Source organism: Streptomyces sp. NPDC028907 (genome assembly GCF_055564995.1).
Genome location: NZ_JBVHVE010000003.1, coordinates 582,576 through 600,868, shown reverse-complemented (window position 1 = coordinate 600,868; position 18,293 = coordinate 582,576). Strand labels below are relative to the sequence as shown.

At 69.8% G+C, this 18,293-nt stretch carries 18 protein-coding genes and 1 pseudogene; 10 read left to right on the top strand and 9 right to left on the bottom strand.

Annotation, left to right across the window (positions count from 1 at the left end; translation table 11 throughout):
* Both ACZ4UU_RS11860 and ACZ4UU_RS11855 read left to right on the top strand, forming a co-directional pair.
* Complete coding sequence (locus ACZ4UU_RS11860) at positions 1-990, top strand: alpha-ketoacid dehydrogenase subunit beta (protein WP_468038875.1); 990 nt, start codon at positions 1-3, stop codon at positions 988-990.
* Between the two features lie 10 nt (positions 991-1,000).
* Entirely contained in the window at positions 1,001-2,425 is a 1,425-nt protein-coding gene (locus ACZ4UU_RS11855) for a dihydrolipoamide acetyltransferase family protein (protein WP_468038873.1), read from the top strand.
* A 100-nt stretch (positions 2,426-2,525) separates the two neighbouring features.
* Here the strand turns inward: ACZ4UU_RS11855 and ACZ4UU_RS11850 are convergent, their stop codons facing one another.
* A complete protein-coding gene (locus ACZ4UU_RS11850; protein ID WP_468038871.1) occupies positions 2,526-3,401 on the bottom strand; it encodes a D-alanyl-D-alanine carboxypeptidase family protein in 876 nt (291 codons plus the stop codon).
* Positions 3,402-3,650: 249 nt separating this feature from the next.
* On the opposite strand from ACZ4UU_RS11850, the gene ACZ4UU_RS11845 reads away from it, so the two are divergent.
* Together ACZ4UU_RS11845 and ACZ4UU_RS11840 are read left to right on the top strand one after the other, a co-directional pair.
* Positions 3,651-4,313 carry a GntR family transcriptional regulator gene (locus ACZ4UU_RS11845; protein WP_468038869.1) on the top strand — a complete coding sequence of 221 codons (663 nt, stop codon included), beginning with the start codon at positions 3,651-3,653 and terminating at the stop codon, positions 4,311-4,313.
* Entirely contained in the window at positions 4,310-5,605 is a 1,296-nt protein-coding gene (locus ACZ4UU_RS11840; protein ID WP_468038867.1) for an MFS transporter, read from the top strand. The genes ACZ4UU_RS11845 and ACZ4UU_RS11840 overlap by 4 nt, the downstream gene beginning before the upstream one ends.
* Positions 5,606-5,625: 20 nt before the next feature.
* Here ACZ4UU_RS11840 and ACZ4UU_RS11835 read toward each other — a convergent pair whose 3' ends face one another.
* Together ACZ4UU_RS11835 and ACZ4UU_RS11830 are read right to left on the bottom strand one after the other, a co-directional pair.
* Positions 5,626-6,384, bottom strand: coding sequence for an SAM-dependent methyltransferase (locus ACZ4UU_RS11835; RefSeq protein WP_468038865.1), 759 nt, complete (start codon positions 6,382-6,384; stop codon positions 5,626-5,628).
* A gap of 147 nt (positions 6,385-6,531) precedes the next feature.
* Entirely contained in the window at positions 6,532-7,356 is an 825-nt protein-coding gene (locus ACZ4UU_RS11830) for a maleylpyruvate isomerase family mycothiol-dependent enzyme (RefSeq protein ID WP_468038863.1), read from the bottom strand.
* A 195-nt stretch (positions 7,357-7,551) separates the two neighbouring features.
* On the opposite strand from ACZ4UU_RS11830, the gene ACZ4UU_RS11825 reads away from it, so the two are divergent.
* The gene (locus ACZ4UU_RS11825; RefSeq protein WP_468038861.1) at positions 7,552-8,349 is read left to right on the top strand and encodes a carbon-nitrogen family hydrolase; all 798 of its coding nucleotides are present in this window, start codon (positions 7,552-7,554) and stop codon (positions 8,347-8,349) included.
* Positions 8,350-8,361: 12 nt separating this feature from the next.
* Here ACZ4UU_RS11825 and ACZ4UU_RS11820 read toward each other — a convergent pair whose 3' ends face one another.
* Together ACZ4UU_RS11820 and ACZ4UU_RS11815 are read right to left on the bottom strand one after the other, a co-directional pair.
* On the bottom strand, positions 8,362-8,862 hold the full coding sequence (locus ACZ4UU_RS11820; protein ID WP_383449739.1) for an LURP-one-related/scramblase family protein: 501 nt from the start codon (positions 8,860-8,862) through the stop codon (positions 8,362-8,364).
* Positions 8,859-9,857 (bottom strand): GlxA family transcriptional regulator, encoded by a 999-nt coding sequence (locus ACZ4UU_RS11815; RefSeq protein ID WP_468038859.1) that lies wholly within the window; start codon positions 9,855-9,857, stop codon positions 8,859-8,861. The genes ACZ4UU_RS11820 and ACZ4UU_RS11815 overlap by 4 nt, the downstream gene beginning before the upstream one ends.
* Positions 9,858-9,909: 52 nt before the next feature.
* Here ACZ4UU_RS11815 and ACZ4UU_RS11810 point away from each other — a divergent pair, with 52 nt between their 5' ends.
* The 3 genes and pseudogenes from ACZ4UU_RS11810 to ACZ4UU_RS11800 form a co-directional block, all read left to right on the top strand.
* Positions 9,910-10,308 (top strand): cupin domain-containing protein, encoded by a 399-nt coding sequence (locus ACZ4UU_RS11810; RefSeq protein ID WP_468038857.1) that lies wholly within the window; start codon positions 9,910-9,912, stop codon positions 10,306-10,308.
* A 68-nt stretch (positions 10,309-10,376) separates the two neighbouring features.
* Positions 10,377-11,633 (top strand): recombinase family protein, encoded by a 1,257-nt coding sequence (locus ACZ4UU_RS11805; protein WP_468038855.1) that lies wholly within the window; start codon positions 10,377-10,379, stop codon positions 11,631-11,633.
* Positions 11,634-11,940 (top strand): annotated as a pseudogene (locus ACZ4UU_RS11800) (alkyl hydroperoxide reductase); the annotation flags it as partial.
* Here the strand turns inward: ACZ4UU_RS11800 and ACZ4UU_RS11795 are convergent.
* From ACZ4UU_RS11795 to ACZ4UU_RS11780, 4 genes are all read right to left on the bottom strand, one after another.
* Positions 11,928-12,179 carry a DUF6458 family protein gene (locus ACZ4UU_RS11795; protein ID WP_468038853.1) on the bottom strand — a complete coding sequence of 84 codons (252 nt, stop codon included), beginning with the start codon at positions 12,177-12,179 and terminating at the stop codon, positions 11,928-11,930. The pseudogene ACZ4UU_RS11800 and the gene ACZ4UU_RS11795 overlap by 13 nt on opposite strands.
* A 60-nt stretch (positions 12,180-12,239) precedes the next feature.
* Positions 12,240-13,538 (bottom strand): M18 family aminopeptidase, encoded by a 1,299-nt coding sequence (locus tag ACZ4UU_RS11790; protein ID WP_468038851.1) that lies wholly within the window; start codon positions 13,536-13,538, stop codon positions 12,240-12,242.
* Between the two features lie 100 nt (positions 13,539-13,638).
* Positions 13,639-15,465, bottom strand: a complete 1,827-nt coding sequence (locus ACZ4UU_RS11785) for an acyl-CoA dehydrogenase (RefSeq protein WP_468038849.1) — start codon at positions 15,463-15,465, stop codon at positions 13,639-13,641.
* A 134-nt stretch (positions 15,466-15,599) separates the two neighbouring features.
* The gene (locus ACZ4UU_RS11780) at positions 15,600-16,451 is read right to left on the bottom strand and encodes an intradiol ring-cleavage dioxygenase (RefSeq protein ID WP_468038847.1); all 852 of its coding nucleotides are present in this window, start codon (positions 16,449-16,451) and stop codon (positions 15,600-15,602) included.
* A gap of 121 nt (positions 16,452-16,572) precedes the next feature.
* On the opposite strand from ACZ4UU_RS11780, the gene ACZ4UU_RS11775 reads away from it, so the two are divergent.
* Entirely contained in the window at positions 16,573-17,043 is a 471-nt protein-coding gene (locus ACZ4UU_RS11775) for an SseB family protein (protein WP_383449745.1), read from the top strand.
* 208 nt (positions 17,044-17,251) lie between these two features.
* Complete coding sequence (locus ACZ4UU_RS11770) at positions 17,252-18,232, top strand: pirin family protein (protein WP_468038845.1); 981 nt, start codon at positions 17,252-17,254, stop codon at positions 18,230-18,232.
* Positions 18,233-18,293: the final 61 nt, after the last annotated feature.

Here is an 18,293-nt window from a genome sequence, read left to right as displayed (position 1 = left end):
ATGGCAGCGGAGACGGTCAGGAACCTGGCTCTGGCCAAGGCGATCAACGAGTCGTTGCGCCGTGCGCTGGAGGAGGACCCGAAGGTCCTGGTCATGGGCGAGGACGTCGGCAAGCTCGGCGGCGTCTTCCGGGTGACGGACGGTTTGCAGAAGGACTTCGGTGAGAGCCGTGTCATCGACACGCCGCTGGCGGAGTCGGGCATCGTGGGTACGGCGATCGGTCTGGCCCTGCGTGGTTACCGCCCGGTGGTGGAGATCCAGTTCGACGGGTTCGTCTTCCCGGCGTACGACCAGATCGTCACGCAGCTGGCGAAGATGCACGCGCGTTCGCTGGGCAAGGTCAAGCTGCCGGTCGTCGTGCGGATCCCTTACGGCGGCGGCATCGGTGCGGTGGAGCACCACTCGGAGTCCCCGGAGGCGTTGTTCGCGCATGTGGCGGGGCTGAAGGTCGTCTCGCCGTCGAACGCGTCGGACGCGTACTGGATGATGCAGCAGGCCGTGCAGAGCGACGACCCGGTGATCTTCTTCGAGCCGAAGCGGCGCTACTGGGACAAGGGCGAGGTCAACACCGAGGCGATCCCGGGCCCGCTGCACAAGGCGCGGGTCGTGCGCGAGGGCACGGACCTCACCCTGGCCGCCTACGGCCCGATGGTGAAGCTGTGCCAGGAGGTCGCCGGTGCGGCCGCCGAGGAGGGCAAGTCCCTGGAGGTCCTGGACCTGCGCTCGGTCTCCCCGCTCGACTTCGACTCCATCCAGGCCTCCGTCGAGAAGACCCGCCGCCTGGTCGTGGTCCACGAGGCGCCGGTGTTCTTCGGCTCGGGTGCGGAGATCGCCGCCCGGATCACGGAGCGCTGTTTCTACCATCTGGAGGCCCCGGTGCTGCGGGTGGGCGGGTATCACGCCCCGTATCCGCCGGCGCGTCTGGAGGAGGAGTACCTGCCGGGCCTGGACCGGGTGCTCGACGCCGTCGACCGTGCCCTGGCGTACTGAGGAGAGGGTCGTGACGACGATGACGGAAGCGTCCGTGCGCGAGTTCAAGATGCCCGACGTGGGCGAGGGACTCACCGAGGCCGAGATCCTCAAGTGGTACGTCCAGCCGGGCGACACGGTCACCGACGGCCAGGTGGTGTGCGAGGTCGAGACCGCCAAGGCGGCCGTCGAACTGCCCATCCCGTACGACGGAGTGGTCCGCGAGCTGCGATTCCCCGAGGGCACCACGGTGGACGTCGGTACGGCGATCATCGCGGTGGACCTGGGGGGCGGGGCGGCCCCGGCCGCCGAGGCGCCGGACCGGGCCGAGGCTCCCGCCGAGGCGGAGCCGGAGGAGGCCAAGCCGGCCGGCCGCCAGCCGGTGCTGGTCGGCTACGGCGTGGCCACGTCCTCCACCAAGCGCCGCCCCCGCAAGGGAGCCGACGTCCCGCGGCAGGAGCCCGCGGCCGCGGCCCAGGCACTCCAGTCCGAGCTGAACGGCCACGGCCCGGCGGAAGCCGTGACGCCTACCCGGCCGCTGGCCAAGCCTCCGGTGCGCAAGCTGGCGAAGGACCTGGGCGTCGACCTGGCCGCGGTGACGCCCACCGGGCCCGACGGCATCATCACCCGCGAGGACGTCCACGCCGCGGCGGCCCCGCAGGCGCCTGCCGCCGAACCGGCACCGCAGGCCACCCCGGCCGGCGAGGTCGCCGCGCCCGCCGCCGTCCCGGCGCCGGTGGTCACGTACGACGCGGCCCGGGAGACCCGTGTCCCGGTCAAGGGCGTCCGCAAGGCGACGGCGGCGGCGATGGTCGGCTCGGCGTTCACGGCACCGCATGTCACCGAGTTCGTGACGGTCGACGTGACGCGCACGATGAAGCTGGTCGAGGAGCTCAAGGAGGACAGGGAGTTCGCGGGCCTGCGCGTGAACCCCCTGCTGCTGATCTCCAAGGCCCTGCTGGTCGCGATCAAACGCAACCCCGACGTCAACGCGTCCTGGGACGAGGCCGGCCAGGAGATCGTGCACAAGCACTACGTGAACTTGGGCATCGCCGCGGCGACCCCGCGCGGCCTGATCGTCCCCAACATCAAGGACGCCCACACCAAGACACTCCCACAGCTCGCGCAGGCACTCGGCGAGCTGGTGTCGACGGCACGCGACGGCAAGACCACCCCCGCCGCCATGCAGGGCGGCACGGTGACCATCACCAACGTCGGCGTCTTCGGCGTCGACACCGGCACCCCGATCCTCAACCCCGGCGAGTCCGCGATCCTCGCCATCGGCGCGATCAAACTCCAGCCCTGGGTCCACAAGGGCAAGGTGAAACCACGTCAGGTCACCACGCTGGCCCTCAGCTTCGACCACCGCCTGGTGGACGGCGAGCTGGGCTCCAAGGTCCTGGCCGACGTCGCCGCGATCCTGGAACAGCCCAAACGGCTCATCACCTGGGCGTGAGCCCGTAGGAGCAGCGAGCCGGAGCAGCGAGCGGCGCAGCGAAAGGGGCGGCCACTGTCGAGTGGCCGCCCCGTTTCGTCGACGTGAGCCTCAGCGGGCGTCAGATCCTGGCGTAGCCGTAGTTGATCAGCTTCTTCACGTCTTCCGTGCGCTTGGCCTCCGAGGGCGCGGTGAGGACGGCGCCCATCACCGACTCGCCGCTCTTCGTGGCGGCGAACACGAGGCAGTACTTGGCCTGGCTACCGGAGCCGGTCTTGATGCCGAGCGTGCCGTTCCAGCCGAGCAGCGTGTTGGTGTTCTTCCACGCGGCCATCGTGCGGGTGGCGCCGGTCTTCGTGATCGTCTTCGCCGTGTAGGACTTGGTCTTCACGACGGTCTTGAACGTGGAGCTCTTCATCACGCTGCGGGCGAGCTTGGTCAGGTCGCGCGGCGTCGAGGCGTTGGAGCCATTGCTTATGCCGTCGAACGAGTCGAACTTCGTGTTGGTCATGCCCAGGCTCTTGGCCATGGTGTTCATCTTGCCGATGAAGTTCTTGGTGCGGGCCGAGACCGTCGAGCCGGAACCGAACTTGTCGGCGAGGGCCATCGCGGCGTCGCAGCCGGACGGAAGCATCATCCCGTACAGCAGCTGACGGACCGTGACCTTGTCACCGACGATCAGCCGGGCGGACGAGGCTCCCTTGGAGACGATGTAGTTGCTGATCTCCTTCCTGATGGTGACCTTGGTGTCAAGGTTCAGGTTCGGCTGCGAGAGCACGACCTTCGCGGTCATGATCTTGGTGGTGGAGGCGGTCAGCCTCTTGGTGTCAGCGGACTTGGCGAACAGCGTCTTGCCGTTCGCGCTGTTCATCAGGAACCCGCCCTTGGCACTGATCGAGGGCGCGGTGACGGCCTGCGCGGGCGCCGCGGTGATCGCTCCGGAGGCGATGACGGCGCCGGTCGTGAGCACGACGGCTGCGGCTCTGCGGACACGCATGCCCTTGATGGCACTTATCAACTGAAATACCCCGATTACTTCTGATGCCCCGAAAGTGCGGCCGATTGGGAGGGGAAAGAAAGTGGGGCCGCACGTGTGTGACACGTAATTAGCACAGAAGGTTGTGCCACACGTGGGGTGGATGGCGCTTCTTTGCCGGAAGATTTCGTAGATCACACGGATTCGTCGCGAAGTCCGCATGCTGGAATGACCACCGGCATGCGTACGTGTTGTATCTATGCTGTGGGCATGCCTTCCGCCCCGCCCGTGCCCCTCAAGCAGCCGCCCGCCGCCGACCGCGTCTACACACACGTCAAGCAGGGCGTCCTGGACCGCCGTTACGAGGGCGGGACCCTGCTCACCGAGGGAGAGCTCGCCGAGGCCGTCGGCGTCTCGCGCACGCCGGTACGGGAGGCGCTGCTGCGGCTGGAGGTCGAAGGGCTGATCAAGCTCTACCCGAAGAAGGGCGCCCTGGTCCTGCCCGTCTCCGCGCAGGAGATCAAGGACGTCGTGGAGACCCGGATGCTCGTCGAGGAGCACGCCGCGCGCAAGGCGGTCCCCGCGCCCCCCGGGCTCATCGCACGCCTGGAGGAACTGCTCGCCCAGCAGAAGGAACAGGCCGCCGCCGGTGACCTCGCCGCGGCCGCCGTCACCGACCGCTGCTTCCACGCCGAGATCGTCCGCAGCGGCGGCAACGAGATCCTGTCCCGGCTCTACGACCAACTGCGCGACCGCCAACTGCGCATGGGCGTCGCCGTCCTGCACTCCCACCCCGACCGGATCGCCAAGACCCTGACCGAGCACGAGGAGATCCTTCAGGCCCTGCGCTCCGCCGACGCCGAGGCCGCCGTCGGGCTGGTCCACCGGCACATCGGCTGGTTCTCGCACCTCGCTCGGGGTGAGGAGCGATGAGGTCCACCGCACTGCCCGGCGACCCTCCCGGCGGCCGCCGCGCCGTCGCCGTCTGGGGCATTGGCGTCTCGGTCTACTTCGTCGCCGTCATCTTCCGTACGTCCCTCGGAGTCGCCGGCCTCGACGCGGCGGACCGCTTCGACGTGAACGCCTCGGCCCTGTCGACGTTCTCGATCCTCCAACTCCTCGTCTACGCGGGCATGCAGATACCCGTCGGCCTGCTCGTCGACCGGCTCGGCACCAAGAAGGTGCTGGGCCTGGGCGTGGTGCTGTTCACCGCGGGCCAACTCGGCTTCGCCTTCTCGCCGTCGTACGGCATGGCCCTCGCCTCGCGCGCCCTGCTGGGCTGCGGCGACGCGATGACGTTCATCAGCGTGCTGCGGCTGGGCAGCCGCTGGTTCCCCGCCCGCCGCGGCCCGCTCATCGCACAGCTCGCCGGCCTCGCGGGCATGGCGGGCAACCTCGTCTCCACGCTGGTGCTGGCACGGCTGCTGCACGGGGTCGGCTGGACGGCCGCGTTCGCCGGCAGCGCCGGCGCCGGCGTCGTGGTGTTCGTGTTGCTCCTGCTGTTCCTGAAGGACCACCCCGAGGGCCACGAGCCCGAGCCGCTGCCGCACCGGGGCGCGGCATACGTACGACGTCAGATCGCCGCGTCCTGGCGGGAGCCGGGCACCCGGCTGGGCCTGTGGGTGCACTTCACGACGCAGTTCCCGGCGATGGTGTTCCTGCTGCTGTGGGGCATGCCGTTCCTGGTGGAGGCGCAGGGGCTGTCCCGGGCCACGGCCGGTGAACTGCTCACCCTCGTCGTCCTGTCGAACATGGTCGTGGGCCTGGTCTACGGCCAGGTCGTCGCCCGGCACCACGAGGCGCGGCTGCCGCTGGCGCTCGGCACGGTGGGCGCGACCGCGCTGCTCTGGGCGACGACGCTGGCCTGGCCCGGCGAGACGGCACCGATGTGGCTGCTCATCGTGCTGTGCACGGTGCTCGGGGCCTGCGGACCCGCCTCGATGCTGGGCTTCGACTTCGCCCGGCCCGCGAACCCGCCGGAGCGGCAGGGCACGGCGTCCGGCATCACCAACATGGGCGGCTTCGTGGCCTCGATGACCACGCTGTTCGCGATCGGCGTGCTGCTGGACGCGACCGGGGACGACTACGCCCTCGCCTTCTCGGTGGTCTTCGTCCTCCAGGCGCTGGGCGTCAGCCAGATCCTGCGGCTGCGCACGCGGGCGGCGCGCAGGGAGCGGGAACGGCTGGTCGCCAGCAGGGTGGAGACGGTGCACGTTCCCGCCTGAACCGGCGGGGGTCCGGTGGTTCAGAGGACGGGCACCAGGGTGAGATACGCCAGCCCCAGCACCCCGCGGTAGCTCATCCACCGGGCGCGGTGCCTGTCGAGGTCCTCGCGGGTCTCGGCGGCCAGCGGGTGGCCGGGGTTCTGGGCGAGCCACACCTCGACGTCCGCCTGGTACGCCGACTCGAACTCCTCCCACTCGTCGAGGCTCGCCGTCTCGGTCCACTCCGGGCGGAAGCCCGCGGCGACCGCGAGGTCGAGGAGGGTGGCGAGGTCGTGGTGGTCGGTCGCGGCTGCTCCCGGCCACATGCCCTCGAGTTCGGCGGGGGTCGGGGGGCGCTGCCAGAAGCCCTCGCCGAGCAGGACGCGGCCGTTGTCGGTGACCAGGCGGCGCAGTTCGCGCAGCGCCTCGGTGGTGTGGTCGGGGGTTCTGGCCGTGCTGAGCGCCTGGCTCGCGCCGACGCACAGGACCAGGTCGGCGGGGCCGCGTCGGGTTCCGACGGCGGACTCCTCGACGAACTCGACCCTGGAGGTCAGGCCTCTGGCCCCGGCGTTGTCGCGGCCGCGGGTGAGGTCCCTGGCGTTCACGTCGATGCCGGTGCCCTTCGCGGCGGGTGCCGCCGTCAGGATGCGCAGCAGCAACTCGCCCCAGCCGCAGCCGATGTCGAGGACGGTGGCGGGGTCCGTTCGGGTGAGGCGCTGGACGAGGCGGTCGGCGCGGGTCTCCGACAGCGGGCCGTGGAAGGTGAGTCGGGTCAGGCGGGGTGGGTGGGTGTTGGTCACGGCGGGACGTTAGCCGGGGGTGGGTGGCGGGCGACAGCGGTTTTCGCCCCCGCCGCCCCTACCCGTCCCATCCCTGGGGGATGCGCCCCCAGACCCCCCATCGGCCTGATGAGCCTTGTCCTCGAACGCCGGACAGGCTGAGAAAGGCTACGGCGTCACCGTGAAGTTGCGCAGGATCGCTGCCGTCAGGTCCGTGTCGCCCTCCGTCTTCACACGGTCCGCCGCCGCTTCCGGGGTGACGCGGCCGCAGGCCAGGCGGACGTAGGTCTCCCAGTCGAGGGTGAGGGTGGCGGCGGGGCCCAGGGCGGGGGCCGTTTCCAGGCTGCCGCGGCCCTGGATGTCGATGCGGATGGTGCGGAGGAACTCGATCGGGCCGTGGACGTCGAAGACGATCGCCGAGCTGCGCGGGGCGTCTGCCTTGGTGGCGACGACGTCGGGCAGCTTTGCGAGCAGGACGTCACGGGCCACCTGCGCGCCGGGGGAGTCGAGGTTGCCGGGGCGGCCGAGAGCGGCCCGCAGGTCCTGTTCGTGGACCCAGATGTCGAAGGCGTGCGCCCGCATGGACTCTTCGAGGGTGAGCTCGGCGCCGAGCGGGCCGCGGACCTTCGTGCCGGGGTCGCGGGACTCGTTGCGCAGCTGGCGGTTGCGGCGGATGACCGTGTACTCCAGCTCGGACGTCATCTCCGGCGCCGTGTGGTGCCGGCGGACGTCGACCTGCATCTCCATGTAGCGCTGGTGGTCGTTGGTGACGTGGAAGAGGTCGCGCGGGAGCGTGTGGATGGGCCGCGGGTCGCCGAGCATCTCGCAGTCCAGGCCGATGACATGCGACACGACGTCACGGACCGACCAGCCGGGGCAGGGCGTGCGCCGGTTCCACTCACCCTCCACAAGCGGCGTCACCAGCTCGGATATCGCTTCGATGGAGTGGGTCCAGGCGTCGGCGTAGGGCTGGAGGGTGGGATGCAGACTCACGGAACGGGACCCCTCGGCGGTCGGTACACGGGCGGTTTGTGGCGGCGTTGCCAGTGGGAGGTGGCGGCTGTCGGCGGGTGTCTTGAAACGCTAAGTTACGCTGCTGTGAGGCACCCCGGCAGTGCTTTCGTGTGACGATCGTAGGCCCCGTGGGGAAGCCCATGTGGACCGCTCGAATGCCAGGACGGTGGTAGTGTGCGCGCCTCTTTGCTCCAGATCGACGTCAATGAGGGCGAATCGGTCGAATCGCGCCGAGCGCGTGTAGCCTCCCTCGTCCGGGACCAGGCCGGCGCGGCCGACCTCGTCGTCCTCCCCGAGCTGTGGACCACCGGAGCCTTCGCCTACGAGGAGTTCGGCAGCGAGGCCGAGCCGCTCGAAGGGCCGACGTACGAGGCGATGGCGAAGGCCGCGAGCGACGCGGGGGTCTGGCTGCACGCGGGGTCGATTCCCGAGCGTGACCCTGAGGGTCCCCTCTACAACACCTCTCTCGTCTTCTCCCCTGCCGGTGATCTGGCCGCCGCGTACCGCAAGATCCACCGGTTCGGCTTCGACAAGGGCGAGGCCGTGCTGATGGGAGCGGGCGAGGAACTGGTGACGGTGCGTCTGCCCGAGACCACGGTCGGCGTGGCCACCTGTTACGACCTCCGTTTCCCCGAGTTGTTCCGCGGTCTCGTCGACGCCGGCGCCGAGACCCTGGTCGTCCCGGCGGGCTGGCCGGAGCGCCGCCGGGCGCACTGGACGCTGCTGGCTCAGGCGCGGGCGGTGGAGAACCAGGCGTTCGTGCTCGCCTGTGGAACGGCCGGGACGCACGCGGGAGTTCCACAGGCCGGTCACTCGATCGTGGTGGACCCGTGGGGCGAGGTGCTGGCGCAGGCCGGCGCGGAAGAGCAGGCGCTCACCGTGGAGTTCGACCCGGGGAAGGTCGCGGTGACGCGGGACCAGTTCCCGGCGCTCAAGGACCGGGTGCTGGGGCTGGCGGCGCCGCGCCGCTGAGGGCCGGCCCCGTCAGTCGTCGTCCCGCCGCTCCTTCTCCGCCAGGTGGATCACACACACCGCGACCGCGATCAGCAGCGCCGGGTCGGCGTCGTCCCGTACGACGTCCACGCCGTACGTCTCTCGCACGTGCAGCCATCTGCGGGAGACGACGGCCAGCAGTTCGCCGTCGTACTCGACGGCGAACTCCCGGTCGAGGATCTTGCCGCTCACGTCGAGCTCCGTGCTGCCGTCCGCCAGGGACACCCGGTAGTGGTTGCGCAGCAGGGACAGCCGTTTGCGGCGGATCGTGGCGAGCGGCCCGCCGTCCCGCTCGATCACCATCGTGTCGCGCAGGGCGAGCATCTTCTGGTGGATGTCGACGAGGACGCGCCCCTCGGTGTCCTTCAGCTCGAAGGTGTCCCGCAGCCGCATCGCCTTGCCGTCGACGAGGTACACCTTGTTGCCCCGGTCGTCCTCGATCCAGTAGTCGTCACCGAAGCCGAGGAGCCGGTCGCGTACGAGGAATCTCATGACACGAGGCGTTCCCCGCCACCCGGTCCGAAACGCCGTCTGTAGGCCGACGGGCTGAGCCCCGTCTCGCGCCGCACGCGTGCGCGTAGGTTCGCCGCCGTGCCGAGCCCGCTCCTGGCCGCCACCACGTCCAGCCGCTCCTCCCCGCGCTCGATCAGCCGGCACGCCAGCGTCACGCGCTCCCCCGTCAGCCAGGCCAGCGGCGTCGTCCCCAACTGCGTACGGAAGCGCCGGTGCAGGGTCGCCGGCGACACCGCCGCCCGCGCCGCGAGGTCGGCCACCGTCAGCGGCTCGCCCAGCCGCTCCTGCGCCCACGCCAGCAGCGGCCCCAGCGACTCGTCCGGCACGTCCGGCACCGGCCGCTCCACGAACTGCTTCTGCCCGCCGTCCCGGTGCGCGGCGAACACCAGCCTCCGGGAGACCGCGTTGGCGACTTCGGCGCCATGGTCATGCCGAACGACATGCAGGCACAGGTCGAGTGCGGCGGCGCTGCCCGCGGCGGTCAGGATGTCGCCGTCGTCCACGAAGAGCACGTCCGGCTCCAGCAGCACCCTTGGATGCAGCTGCCGGAAGGAGTCCGCCCAGCGCCAGTGGGTCGTGGCCCGGCGCCCGTCGAGCAGCCCCGCCTCGGCGAGCGCGAAGCTTCCGGTGCACAGGCTCATGACGCGGGCCCCGCGCGCGTGGGTGCGCCGGATGGCGTCGAGGACGGCGACGCCGCGCGGTACGACGTTGTCCGGGCGGCCGGGTACGACGAGGGTGTCCGCAGCGTCGGCCGCCTCGAGGCCTGGCACGCCGGTCAGCGTGAAGAAGCCGTGGTTCATCCGCACCTCGCGCGTGGGCGTGCACAGGGTCACGTCGTACAGCGGCCCGGCTAGGCCCAGTTCGGGCCGCGGCAGCCCGAACAACTCGGTGGCGACGCCGACCTCGAAGGGGTTGGTGCCCTCGTCGACGATCACGGCGACACGGTGCAGCGGTTGAGAGGATCCTTGCGCCATATGCGATTCCTAGCACTCGTGTGGCGCCCGGGCCACCCCGCACGATGAGCTCATGGAACCCACCTCCGAGCCCATCTCCCTCGAAGCCGCCCTCGCCTCCTTCACGCAGACCTGGAGCCCCCGCATCGTCACCGCCGTCAACGACTACGACGTCCGCGTGGCCAAGGTCGACGGCGATCACGTCTGGCACGTCCACGACCACACCGACGAGTTCTTCCTGGTCCTCGACGGGGAACTGCACATCTCCCTGCGGGAGACGCGGGGCGAGCGCACGGTCGTCCTCCCCCAGGGCTCCGTCTTCACGGTCCCCCGCGGCACCGAGCACAAGCCGTACGCCCCATTGCCCACCGCGATCCTCGTCTTCGAGCCCACCGGCACCCTTACTGTCGGCGACCGCCACGACGAGGTACCGGCCCATGTGGACGCCACGACCGGGCATGCGCTGCCGTGATGCATGAAGAAGTTCATTACCTTCGACTCCCCTGTTCGTTCACAGAGTGAGCAACTCTGGGAGGGGACATGCGGCAGTGGGATTCTCGCGCCGATCTCTACCTTCGGCTTTCGCTGGACCGCGAGGGCAAGACAGCCATCGAGCGGCAGGAGTCCGATTGCCGGGCCTGGGCCGCTCAACATGGTCTGGTTGTTCGTCAGGTGCACGTCGACCGGGGGAGGTCCGGGTATAAAGACGTCGCACGAAATGGCTTTGACGCGGCCACGCTGGCGGTCACGTCGGGTGGGGTACCGACGTTGATCGTGTGGAAACTGGATCGGCTCAGCCGAAAGGGGACTGCCGAGGTCGGCCCGCTACTGGAAGAGTTCGGCCGGGTCGGCGGTCGTCTGATCTCTGTCATGGACGGGCTGGATTCGAGCCTGCCCGGGGACAGGCTCGCCATGGCCTCTCTGTCGGAGTGGGCCCGTGCCGAGGCAGAAGCTCAGGGTGAGCGGGTCCGCCATGCCAAGCGTTACCTCCGCGGTCGAGGGAGATGGATCGGAGGGCGGCCACCGTACGGCCTTCGCATCGACGCCGACTCGGGCCGGTTGGAGCCGGACCCTGACACGGCTGTGTACGCGCGCCTGATCGCGGATGAGGCGCTGGCAGGGAAGCCGCTGGTGAGAATCGCCAGGCTGCTCAACGAGTACGAGATCCCTGCCCCCCGAGGCGGCTTGTGGCAGGTTGGCTCGCTGTCGCAATTGCTCAAGGCACCGGCGTTCGCAGGACTCCTTCCGGAAACAGAGGTTGCGTGGGATGAGGAACGCGGCCGCCACAAGTACACCAGTGTCGTCCGTCCCTACCTGGATCCGGAGACGGGAAGGTCTGTGGTCGTGGGTGAGGGGATCATCACCGTGGAGGAGCAGCGACTGATCGCCGTGGAACTGGAGTCCCGGACCAGGCTTCGCGGTGACGGAACCAAGGGGCCCGCCCGGGGGCCGGCTCACCTGCTGACGGGGCTGCTCCACTGCGGAGTAGAGGGGTGTGGGGCACGCATGAGCAGGAACGGCACGTCGTACGTCTGCCAGGGCGTGCGCCTCGGCCACGGCTGCCCGGGAGCGCGGGCAATGGCAACACGCGTGGAAGAGGCGGTGGTCACCGCCTTCCTGGGCCGGAATCCGACACTAGCGGCCCAGTGGGAGAGGAGCGAGGTTCCGCAAAGGCGGGCCCTCTTGTCTGCGGCCGTGGAGCGAGTCTGGGTGGCCAGGGCACCCGGGCAAGGACGCCGGTTCGAGCCCGAGAAGCGGCTTCGGATCGTCTGGACCGGTGAGGGGCACACGGAATAGCGCCATGCGCACACGCGCCTGCGTCTGCCGGAGGAAGCGGTACAGGTGGCCTCCGTGGCCCACCGCACGCAGCGTGCCGCCACCGAAGTCGCCCCCGGCAAGCTCCAGTTGGATGTGATCTTCCAGGCCCCGGCGGGCCAGAAGCGACACCCGGTACGGCCCCTCGACCCGCCTCCTGGTCCGCAACGAGTACCCGGCCTGCCATGTCCACCAGCAGGACTGGGGTGTGCCGGTCCGTCTCGCCGAGGGCGGCGCCGGCCGTCTGCCCCTGGTGCTGGCGGGAATGGGCGGGGGTCAGACCCCATAACCGTCGCTGTACCCGTCCCGCCGATGGTGGTGGGGCTCCTCGCTCACGACCGGCGTCGCGGGCGGTACCACCACGCGCCTGCGCCGGGCGATGCTGCTGAACGTCGTGACGCCGATCAGCCCGACGATCATCAGGATGATGCCGACCAGGTCGAGATTGACTCCCTCCATGTCCCAGTCGGTCGCGAACGTGAGGATGGCTCCCGCGGCGATGAGGATGATGCATCCGCCGAGGCCCATAAGTGTCGCCTCCCTGGTCCGGTGGTTCCGGTCGGAGGCGGGTACCCCACCGGGCCCGGACTACCCCTCCAGGAACGCCACCAGCGAGTTCGCCAGCAGATGCGGGTCGTCCACGCCGCACAACTCCCGGGCGCTGTGCATCGACAGGATCGCCACGCCGATGTCGACGGTCTTGATGCCGTGCCGGGCCGCGGTGATCGGGCCGATCGTGGTGCCGCAGGGCATGGAGTTGTTGGAGACGAAGGACTGGAAGGGGACGTCCGCCTTCTCGCAGGCCGCCGCCCAGACCGCCCGGCCCGAACCGTCGGTCGCGTAGCGGTTGTTGACGTTGACCTTCAGGATCGGGCCGCCGTTGACGCGCGGGTGGTGCGTCGGGTCGTGACGCTCGGCGTAGTTGGGGTGGACCGCGTGGCCGGTGTCCGACGAAAGACAGACCGTGCCTGCGAAGGCCCGTGCCCTGTCCTCGTACGATCCGCCGCGCGCGAACACCGAACGCTCCAGGACACCGCCCAGCAGCGGCCCGTCGGCACCGGTGTCGCTCTGCGAGCCGTTCTCCTCGTGGTCGAAGGCGGCCAGCACCGGGATGGAGTGGAGGGCCGCGCCCGAGGCCGCCGCCGCGGTCAGCGCCGCCACGCCCGCGTGCACGGAGAGCAGGTTGTCCATGCGCGGGCCCGCGACGAGCTCCTTGTCCCGGCCCAGGTAGGCCGGCGGCTCCACGGAGTGGACCATGAGGTCCCAGCCGGTGACCTCGCCCGCCGGCAGCCCGGCCGTCTCCTCCAGGAAGGCGATCAGGTCGCCGTCGCGGACGTCGTCGCCGAGGCCCCAAATGGGCTGCAGATGCCGCTGCTTGTCGAGCTTGAGCCCCTCCGCCGACACGGAACGGTCCAGGTGGATGGCGAGTTGGGGGACGCGCAGCAGCGGGCGGTCCACGTTCACCAGCCGGGTCGTACCGTCCCGCAGGGTCAGCCGGCCGGCCAGGCCCAGGTCGCGGTCGAGCCAGGAGTTGAGCAGCGGCCCGCCGTAGATCTCCACGGCCACCTGCCGCCAGCCGTGCGCCCCGGCGTCCGGCAGCGGCTTCACCCGCAGGTTGGGGGAGTCCGTGTGCGCGCCGACGATCCGGTACGGCGTGTGGGGCGCCGCGCCCTCGGGGACGTACCAGGCCACGATCGCGCCACCGCGCAGCACGTACTTGCCGCCGCTCGACCCGTCCCAGGCGTCCGTCTCCGCGACCTGCCGGAATCCGGCCTTCTCCAGCCGTTCGGCGGTGTTCGCCACGGCGTGGTACGGCGACGGGCTGGCCGTCAGGAAGGACATGAGGTCGTCGGTGTGGCCGCGGTCGAAGCGGGGGGGTTCGCTCATGGGGTTCACCTTAACGACGTACGAGGGCCCGCTCCCGGTGAAGGGGAGCGGGCCCTCGTAAGGGCGATGTGGATTGTCCGTGAGTGACTGGAACGGACGTTTAGAACGCGGCCTCGTCCAGCTCCATCAGGTCCAGGTCGATGCCTTCGGCGAGCTTGCGCGCGCCGGTGACGCCCGGCAGGACGTTGGCCGCGAAGAACTTCGCCGCCGCGATCTTGCCCGTGTAGAACGCCTTGTCCTTCGAGGAGGCCGTCTGCAGTTTCTCGGCGGCGACCGCGGCGCCCTTGAGGAGCAGGTAGCCGACGACGACGTCACCGGAGGCCAGCAGCAGGCGGGTGGTGTTCAGGCCCACCTTGTAGATGTTCTTGACGTCCTGCTCGGTGGCCGCGAGGTCGGTCAGCATCAGACCGACGATCGCCTCCAGCTCCACGGCCGCCTTCGCGAGGTGCTCGCGGGCGCCGGCCAGCTCCTCGCCGCCCTCGCCGAGCGCCAGGAACTTCTTGATGTCCTCGGCGAGCGAGTTCAGCGCGGCGCCCTGGTTGCGGACGATCTTCCGGAAGAAGAAGTCCTGGCCCTGGATCGCGGTCGTGCCCTCGTACAGGGTGTCGATCTTGGCGTCCCGGATGTACTGCTCGATCGGGTACTCCTGCAGGAAGCCGGAGCCGCCGAAGGTCTGCAGCGACTGGGCGAGCTGCTCGTAGCCCTTCTCGGAGCCGTAGCCCTTGACGATCGGCAGGAGCAGGTCGTTCAGCGCGTGCTCGGCCTTGGCGTCCTCGCCGGCCGCCTCCTTCACCGCGATGGAGTCCTGCACGGAGGCCGTGTACAGCACCAGCGCGCGCATGCCCTCCGCGTACGCCTTCTGCGTCATCAGCGAGCGGCGCACGTCCGGGTGGTGGGTGATGGTGACCTTGGGCGCGCTCTTGTCCATGAAGTTCGCCAGGTCAGGGCCCTGGACGCGCTCCTTGGCGTACTCAAGGGCGTTCAGGTAGCCCGTGGACAGCGTGGAGATCGCCTTCGTGCCGACCATCATGCGGGCGAACTCGATGATGCGGAACATCTGGCGGATGCCGTCGTGCTTGTCGCCGATCAGCCAGCCCTTGGCGGGGTGCTGGTCGCCGAAGGTCATCTCGCAGGTGTTGGAGGCCTTCAGGCCCATCTTGTGCTCGACGTTCGTGGCGTAGACGCCGTTGCGCTCGCCCAGCTCGCCGGTCTCGAAGTCGAAGAGGTACTTCGGGACGAGGAAGAGGGACAGGCCCTTGGTGCCGGGGCCGGCGCCCTCGGGGCGGGCGAGGACGTAGTGGAGGATGTTCTCCTCCATGTCGTGCTCACCGGAGGTGATGAAGCGCTTCACGCCCTCGATGTGCCAGGAGCCGTCCTCCTGCTGAACCGCCTTGGTGCGGCCGGCGCCCACGTCCGAACCGGCGTCCGGCTCGGTGAGGACCATGGTGGAGCCCCAGGTCCGCTCGACCGCGATCTGGGCGATCTTCTTCTGGACGTCGTTGCCCTCGTCGTAGAGGATCCCGGCGAACGCCGGGCCGGAGGAGTACATCCACACGGCCGGGTTCGAGCCGAGGATCAGCTCCGCGTACGACCAGATGAGCGACGGCGGGGCGGTGGTGCCGCCGATGGCCTCGGGCAGCCCGAGCCGCCAGTACTCGGAGTCCATGAAGGCCTTGTAGCTCTTCTTGAAGGACGCCGGGACCGGCGCGGTGTTCGTCTCCGGGTCGAAGACCGGCGGGTTGCGGTCGGCGTCCGCGAAGGACTCCGCCAGCTCGTTCTCGGCGAGGCGGGTCAGCTCGTCGAGGATGCTTTTCGCGGTCTCGGTGTCCATCTCCTCGAACGGGCCGGTGCCGTACAGCTTGTCGCGCCCGAGTACTTCGAAGAGGTTGAACTCGATGTCGCGGAGATTCGACTTGTAGTGCCCCATGGCGACGGCTCCGTTAGAGAGATCGGCGAGGCACTGGGAGTGCATCCTCGCGCTAGTTCACGTACCAACAAGTAGCTACGATGATGCTACCCGCCAGTAATAAGACGCAACCCCGATCCGCAATCTGTGACAGGTCACACCGGAACAGTCAGCGTCGCCGTGTATCCCCGCGCCACGCTCCCCTCCGTCGCGGCCAGCTGCTGCTCGTACCCGTCGCTGAAGATGCCGTCGGTCTCCAGGGAGAGGCCGCTCAGGTTGCGCACGCTCGCCGCATAGCCCTCCGAGGCGTACACCGTGTCGCAGACGTCCTTCGGGAAGGCGAGCTGCGAGGTGTTCGTGATGGACGTGGCGGCCGTGGCGTCGGCCAGGCTGCCGTACACCTCGAAGTGGATGTGCGGCCAGCGGCCCTGATAGCAGCCCGGGAAGACGCTCTCGAAGGTGACCCGGCCCTTGTCGTCGGTCTCCTGGACGCCGCGCAGGTAGTTCTCGTCCGTGACGCCGTCCGAGTACAGGGAGTAGTTGCCCTCCCGGTCGCAGTGCCAGAGGTAGACGGCGGCGCCCTTCTTCGGCGTCCCGCATCCGGAGGCGGCGTCCACGACGGTGAGCGTGACGGTCAGGGGCACGCCCTCGGCGGTGCCGCCCGCGGAGTCGCCGAAGCTCCTGGTGATGTCGCTGCGGACGACGCCGCTCTCCTTGAGGACGTTCACGCCGTTCGAGCCGTCGCCGGGGAAGGGGCCCGCGGTCTCGTCCGGGATGGTGGCGCACTCGGCGGACGAGGCGGTACCTCCGGAGCCCTTGGCGGAGGGGGCGGCCGACGTGTCGTCCTGCGAGCTGCACCCCACCAGGGGGACCAGTCCCGCCCCCGCCACCAGCCGGATCATGCGGCGGCGGGCGAGGACCGGCAGGTCGTGGGAGAGCCCGCGGTCGTGCTCGTGGATTTCATCGGCGGGTGCTTCGGTGACTGCTTCGGCATGGTCTCGGCGCATGGGAAGACGCTAGGAGTGGCAACGGCCCGAACCCAGGGGCACACGCTGTCAAGTCGCTGTCGGTTTGCCCGAGCCGCCGGTACCGGCCCGCCCCTCGCTCGCTCTCGGTACGCTTGCGCCCATGTACGGCTACGACCAGAACGTCGGTGCACAGCAGCAGTACGCCCCGCCGCAGCAGCCCGGCGGTGTCGGCGGGTACGGCCAGCAGCCGCCGCTCTACCCCGAGCCGTCCCCGCCCTCGCTCGCGGACGCGGTGCGGGCGTTCACGACGGGGCAGATGTCCGCGGAGGACTTCCAGCAGGTCTTCGCCACGTCGAAGGTCTACTGCCCGCGTGGCGACAACCCCGGCTTCCTCGCCCTGCACAACACCCAGCAGCCGGTGATCCCCATGTTCACCTCGCTCAAGGAACTGCGCAGGTACGCGGGCAAGGAGTCCAAGTACTTCGTCATCACCGGCGCCGAGGTGATCGACCTCCTCCCCACCGGCTACGGCTTCGTCCTCGACATGGAGGGCGAACACCGCATGGTCTTCGACGCGAAGGCCGTGGAGCAGATGGTCGAGTTCGCGATGCGCCGGATGTACGGCGGCTAGGACGGCCCTGGGGCTTTCCCGCCCCCCGCCCCTCTCCGGCTGGCACACTGAGCCGCCCCCGAAACCAGGTCCTTGTGACGGAGGCCGGCACCCCGCGCGGGTGCCGGCCTTCTGCTGTGCCCGGAGGGAATGTCCTGCGGGGCGTTCCCGTTGAGGGTGGCAAGAAGTTCAATGCTCAACTAAACTGGCCGCACAAGGAGGTACCGACATGCCTGCAGTGACCGTCGAGAACCCGCTGACGCTGCCCCGTGTCGCCGCGCCCGCGGAGGCAGTGGCTCGTCCCGTGCTCGCCGTCACGACCGCGCCGAGCGGTTTCGAGGGTGAGGGCTTCCCGGTGCGCCGTGCGTTCGCCGGGATCAACTACCGCCATCTGGACCCGTTCATCATGATGGACCAGATGGGCGAGGTGGACTACGCGCCGGGCGAGCCCAAGGGCACCCCCTGGCATCCGCACCGCGGCTTCGAGACCGTCACCTACATCATCGACGGGATCTTCGACCACCAGGACTCCAACGGCGGTGGCGGAACCATCACCAACGGCGACACCCAGTGGATGACGGCGGGCTCGGGCCTGCTGCACATCGAGGCGCCGCCGGAGTCCCTCGTCATGTCCGGCGGGTTGTTCCACGGCCTCCAGCTGTGGGTGAACCTCCCGGCCAGGGACAAGATGATGGCGCCGCGCTACCAGGACATCCGCGGCGGCCACGTCCAGCTGCTCACCTCCCCCGACGGCGGCGCGCTGCTGCGCGTCATCGCGGGCGAGCTGGACGGCCACCAGGGCCCCGGCATCACCCACACCCCGATCACGATGATCCACGCGACCCTCGCCCCGGGCGCGGAGATCACCCTGCCCTGGCGCGAGGACTTCAACGGCCTCGCGTACGTCCTCGCGGGCCGCGGCACGGTGGGTGCGGAGCGCCGCCCGGTCCAGCTGGGCCAGACGGCGGTCTTCGGCGAGGGCGGTTCGCTGACCGTACGCGCCGACGAGAAGCAGGACTCCCACACGCCGGACCTGGAGGTCGTCCTCCTGGGCGGGCAGCCGATCCGGGAGCCGATGGCCCACTACGGCCCGTTCGTCATGAACACCCGTGAGGAACTCCAGCAGGCCTTCGACGACTTCCAGAAGGGCCGGCTGGGGACGATCCCGGCGGTGCACGGCATGACGGGGGGCGGCCCGTCCGAGGCCTGACCTCCTACGCCCGAGGCCCGGAGCCGCCGCCCTGTGCCGCGGCTCCGGGCCTTCGCGCACC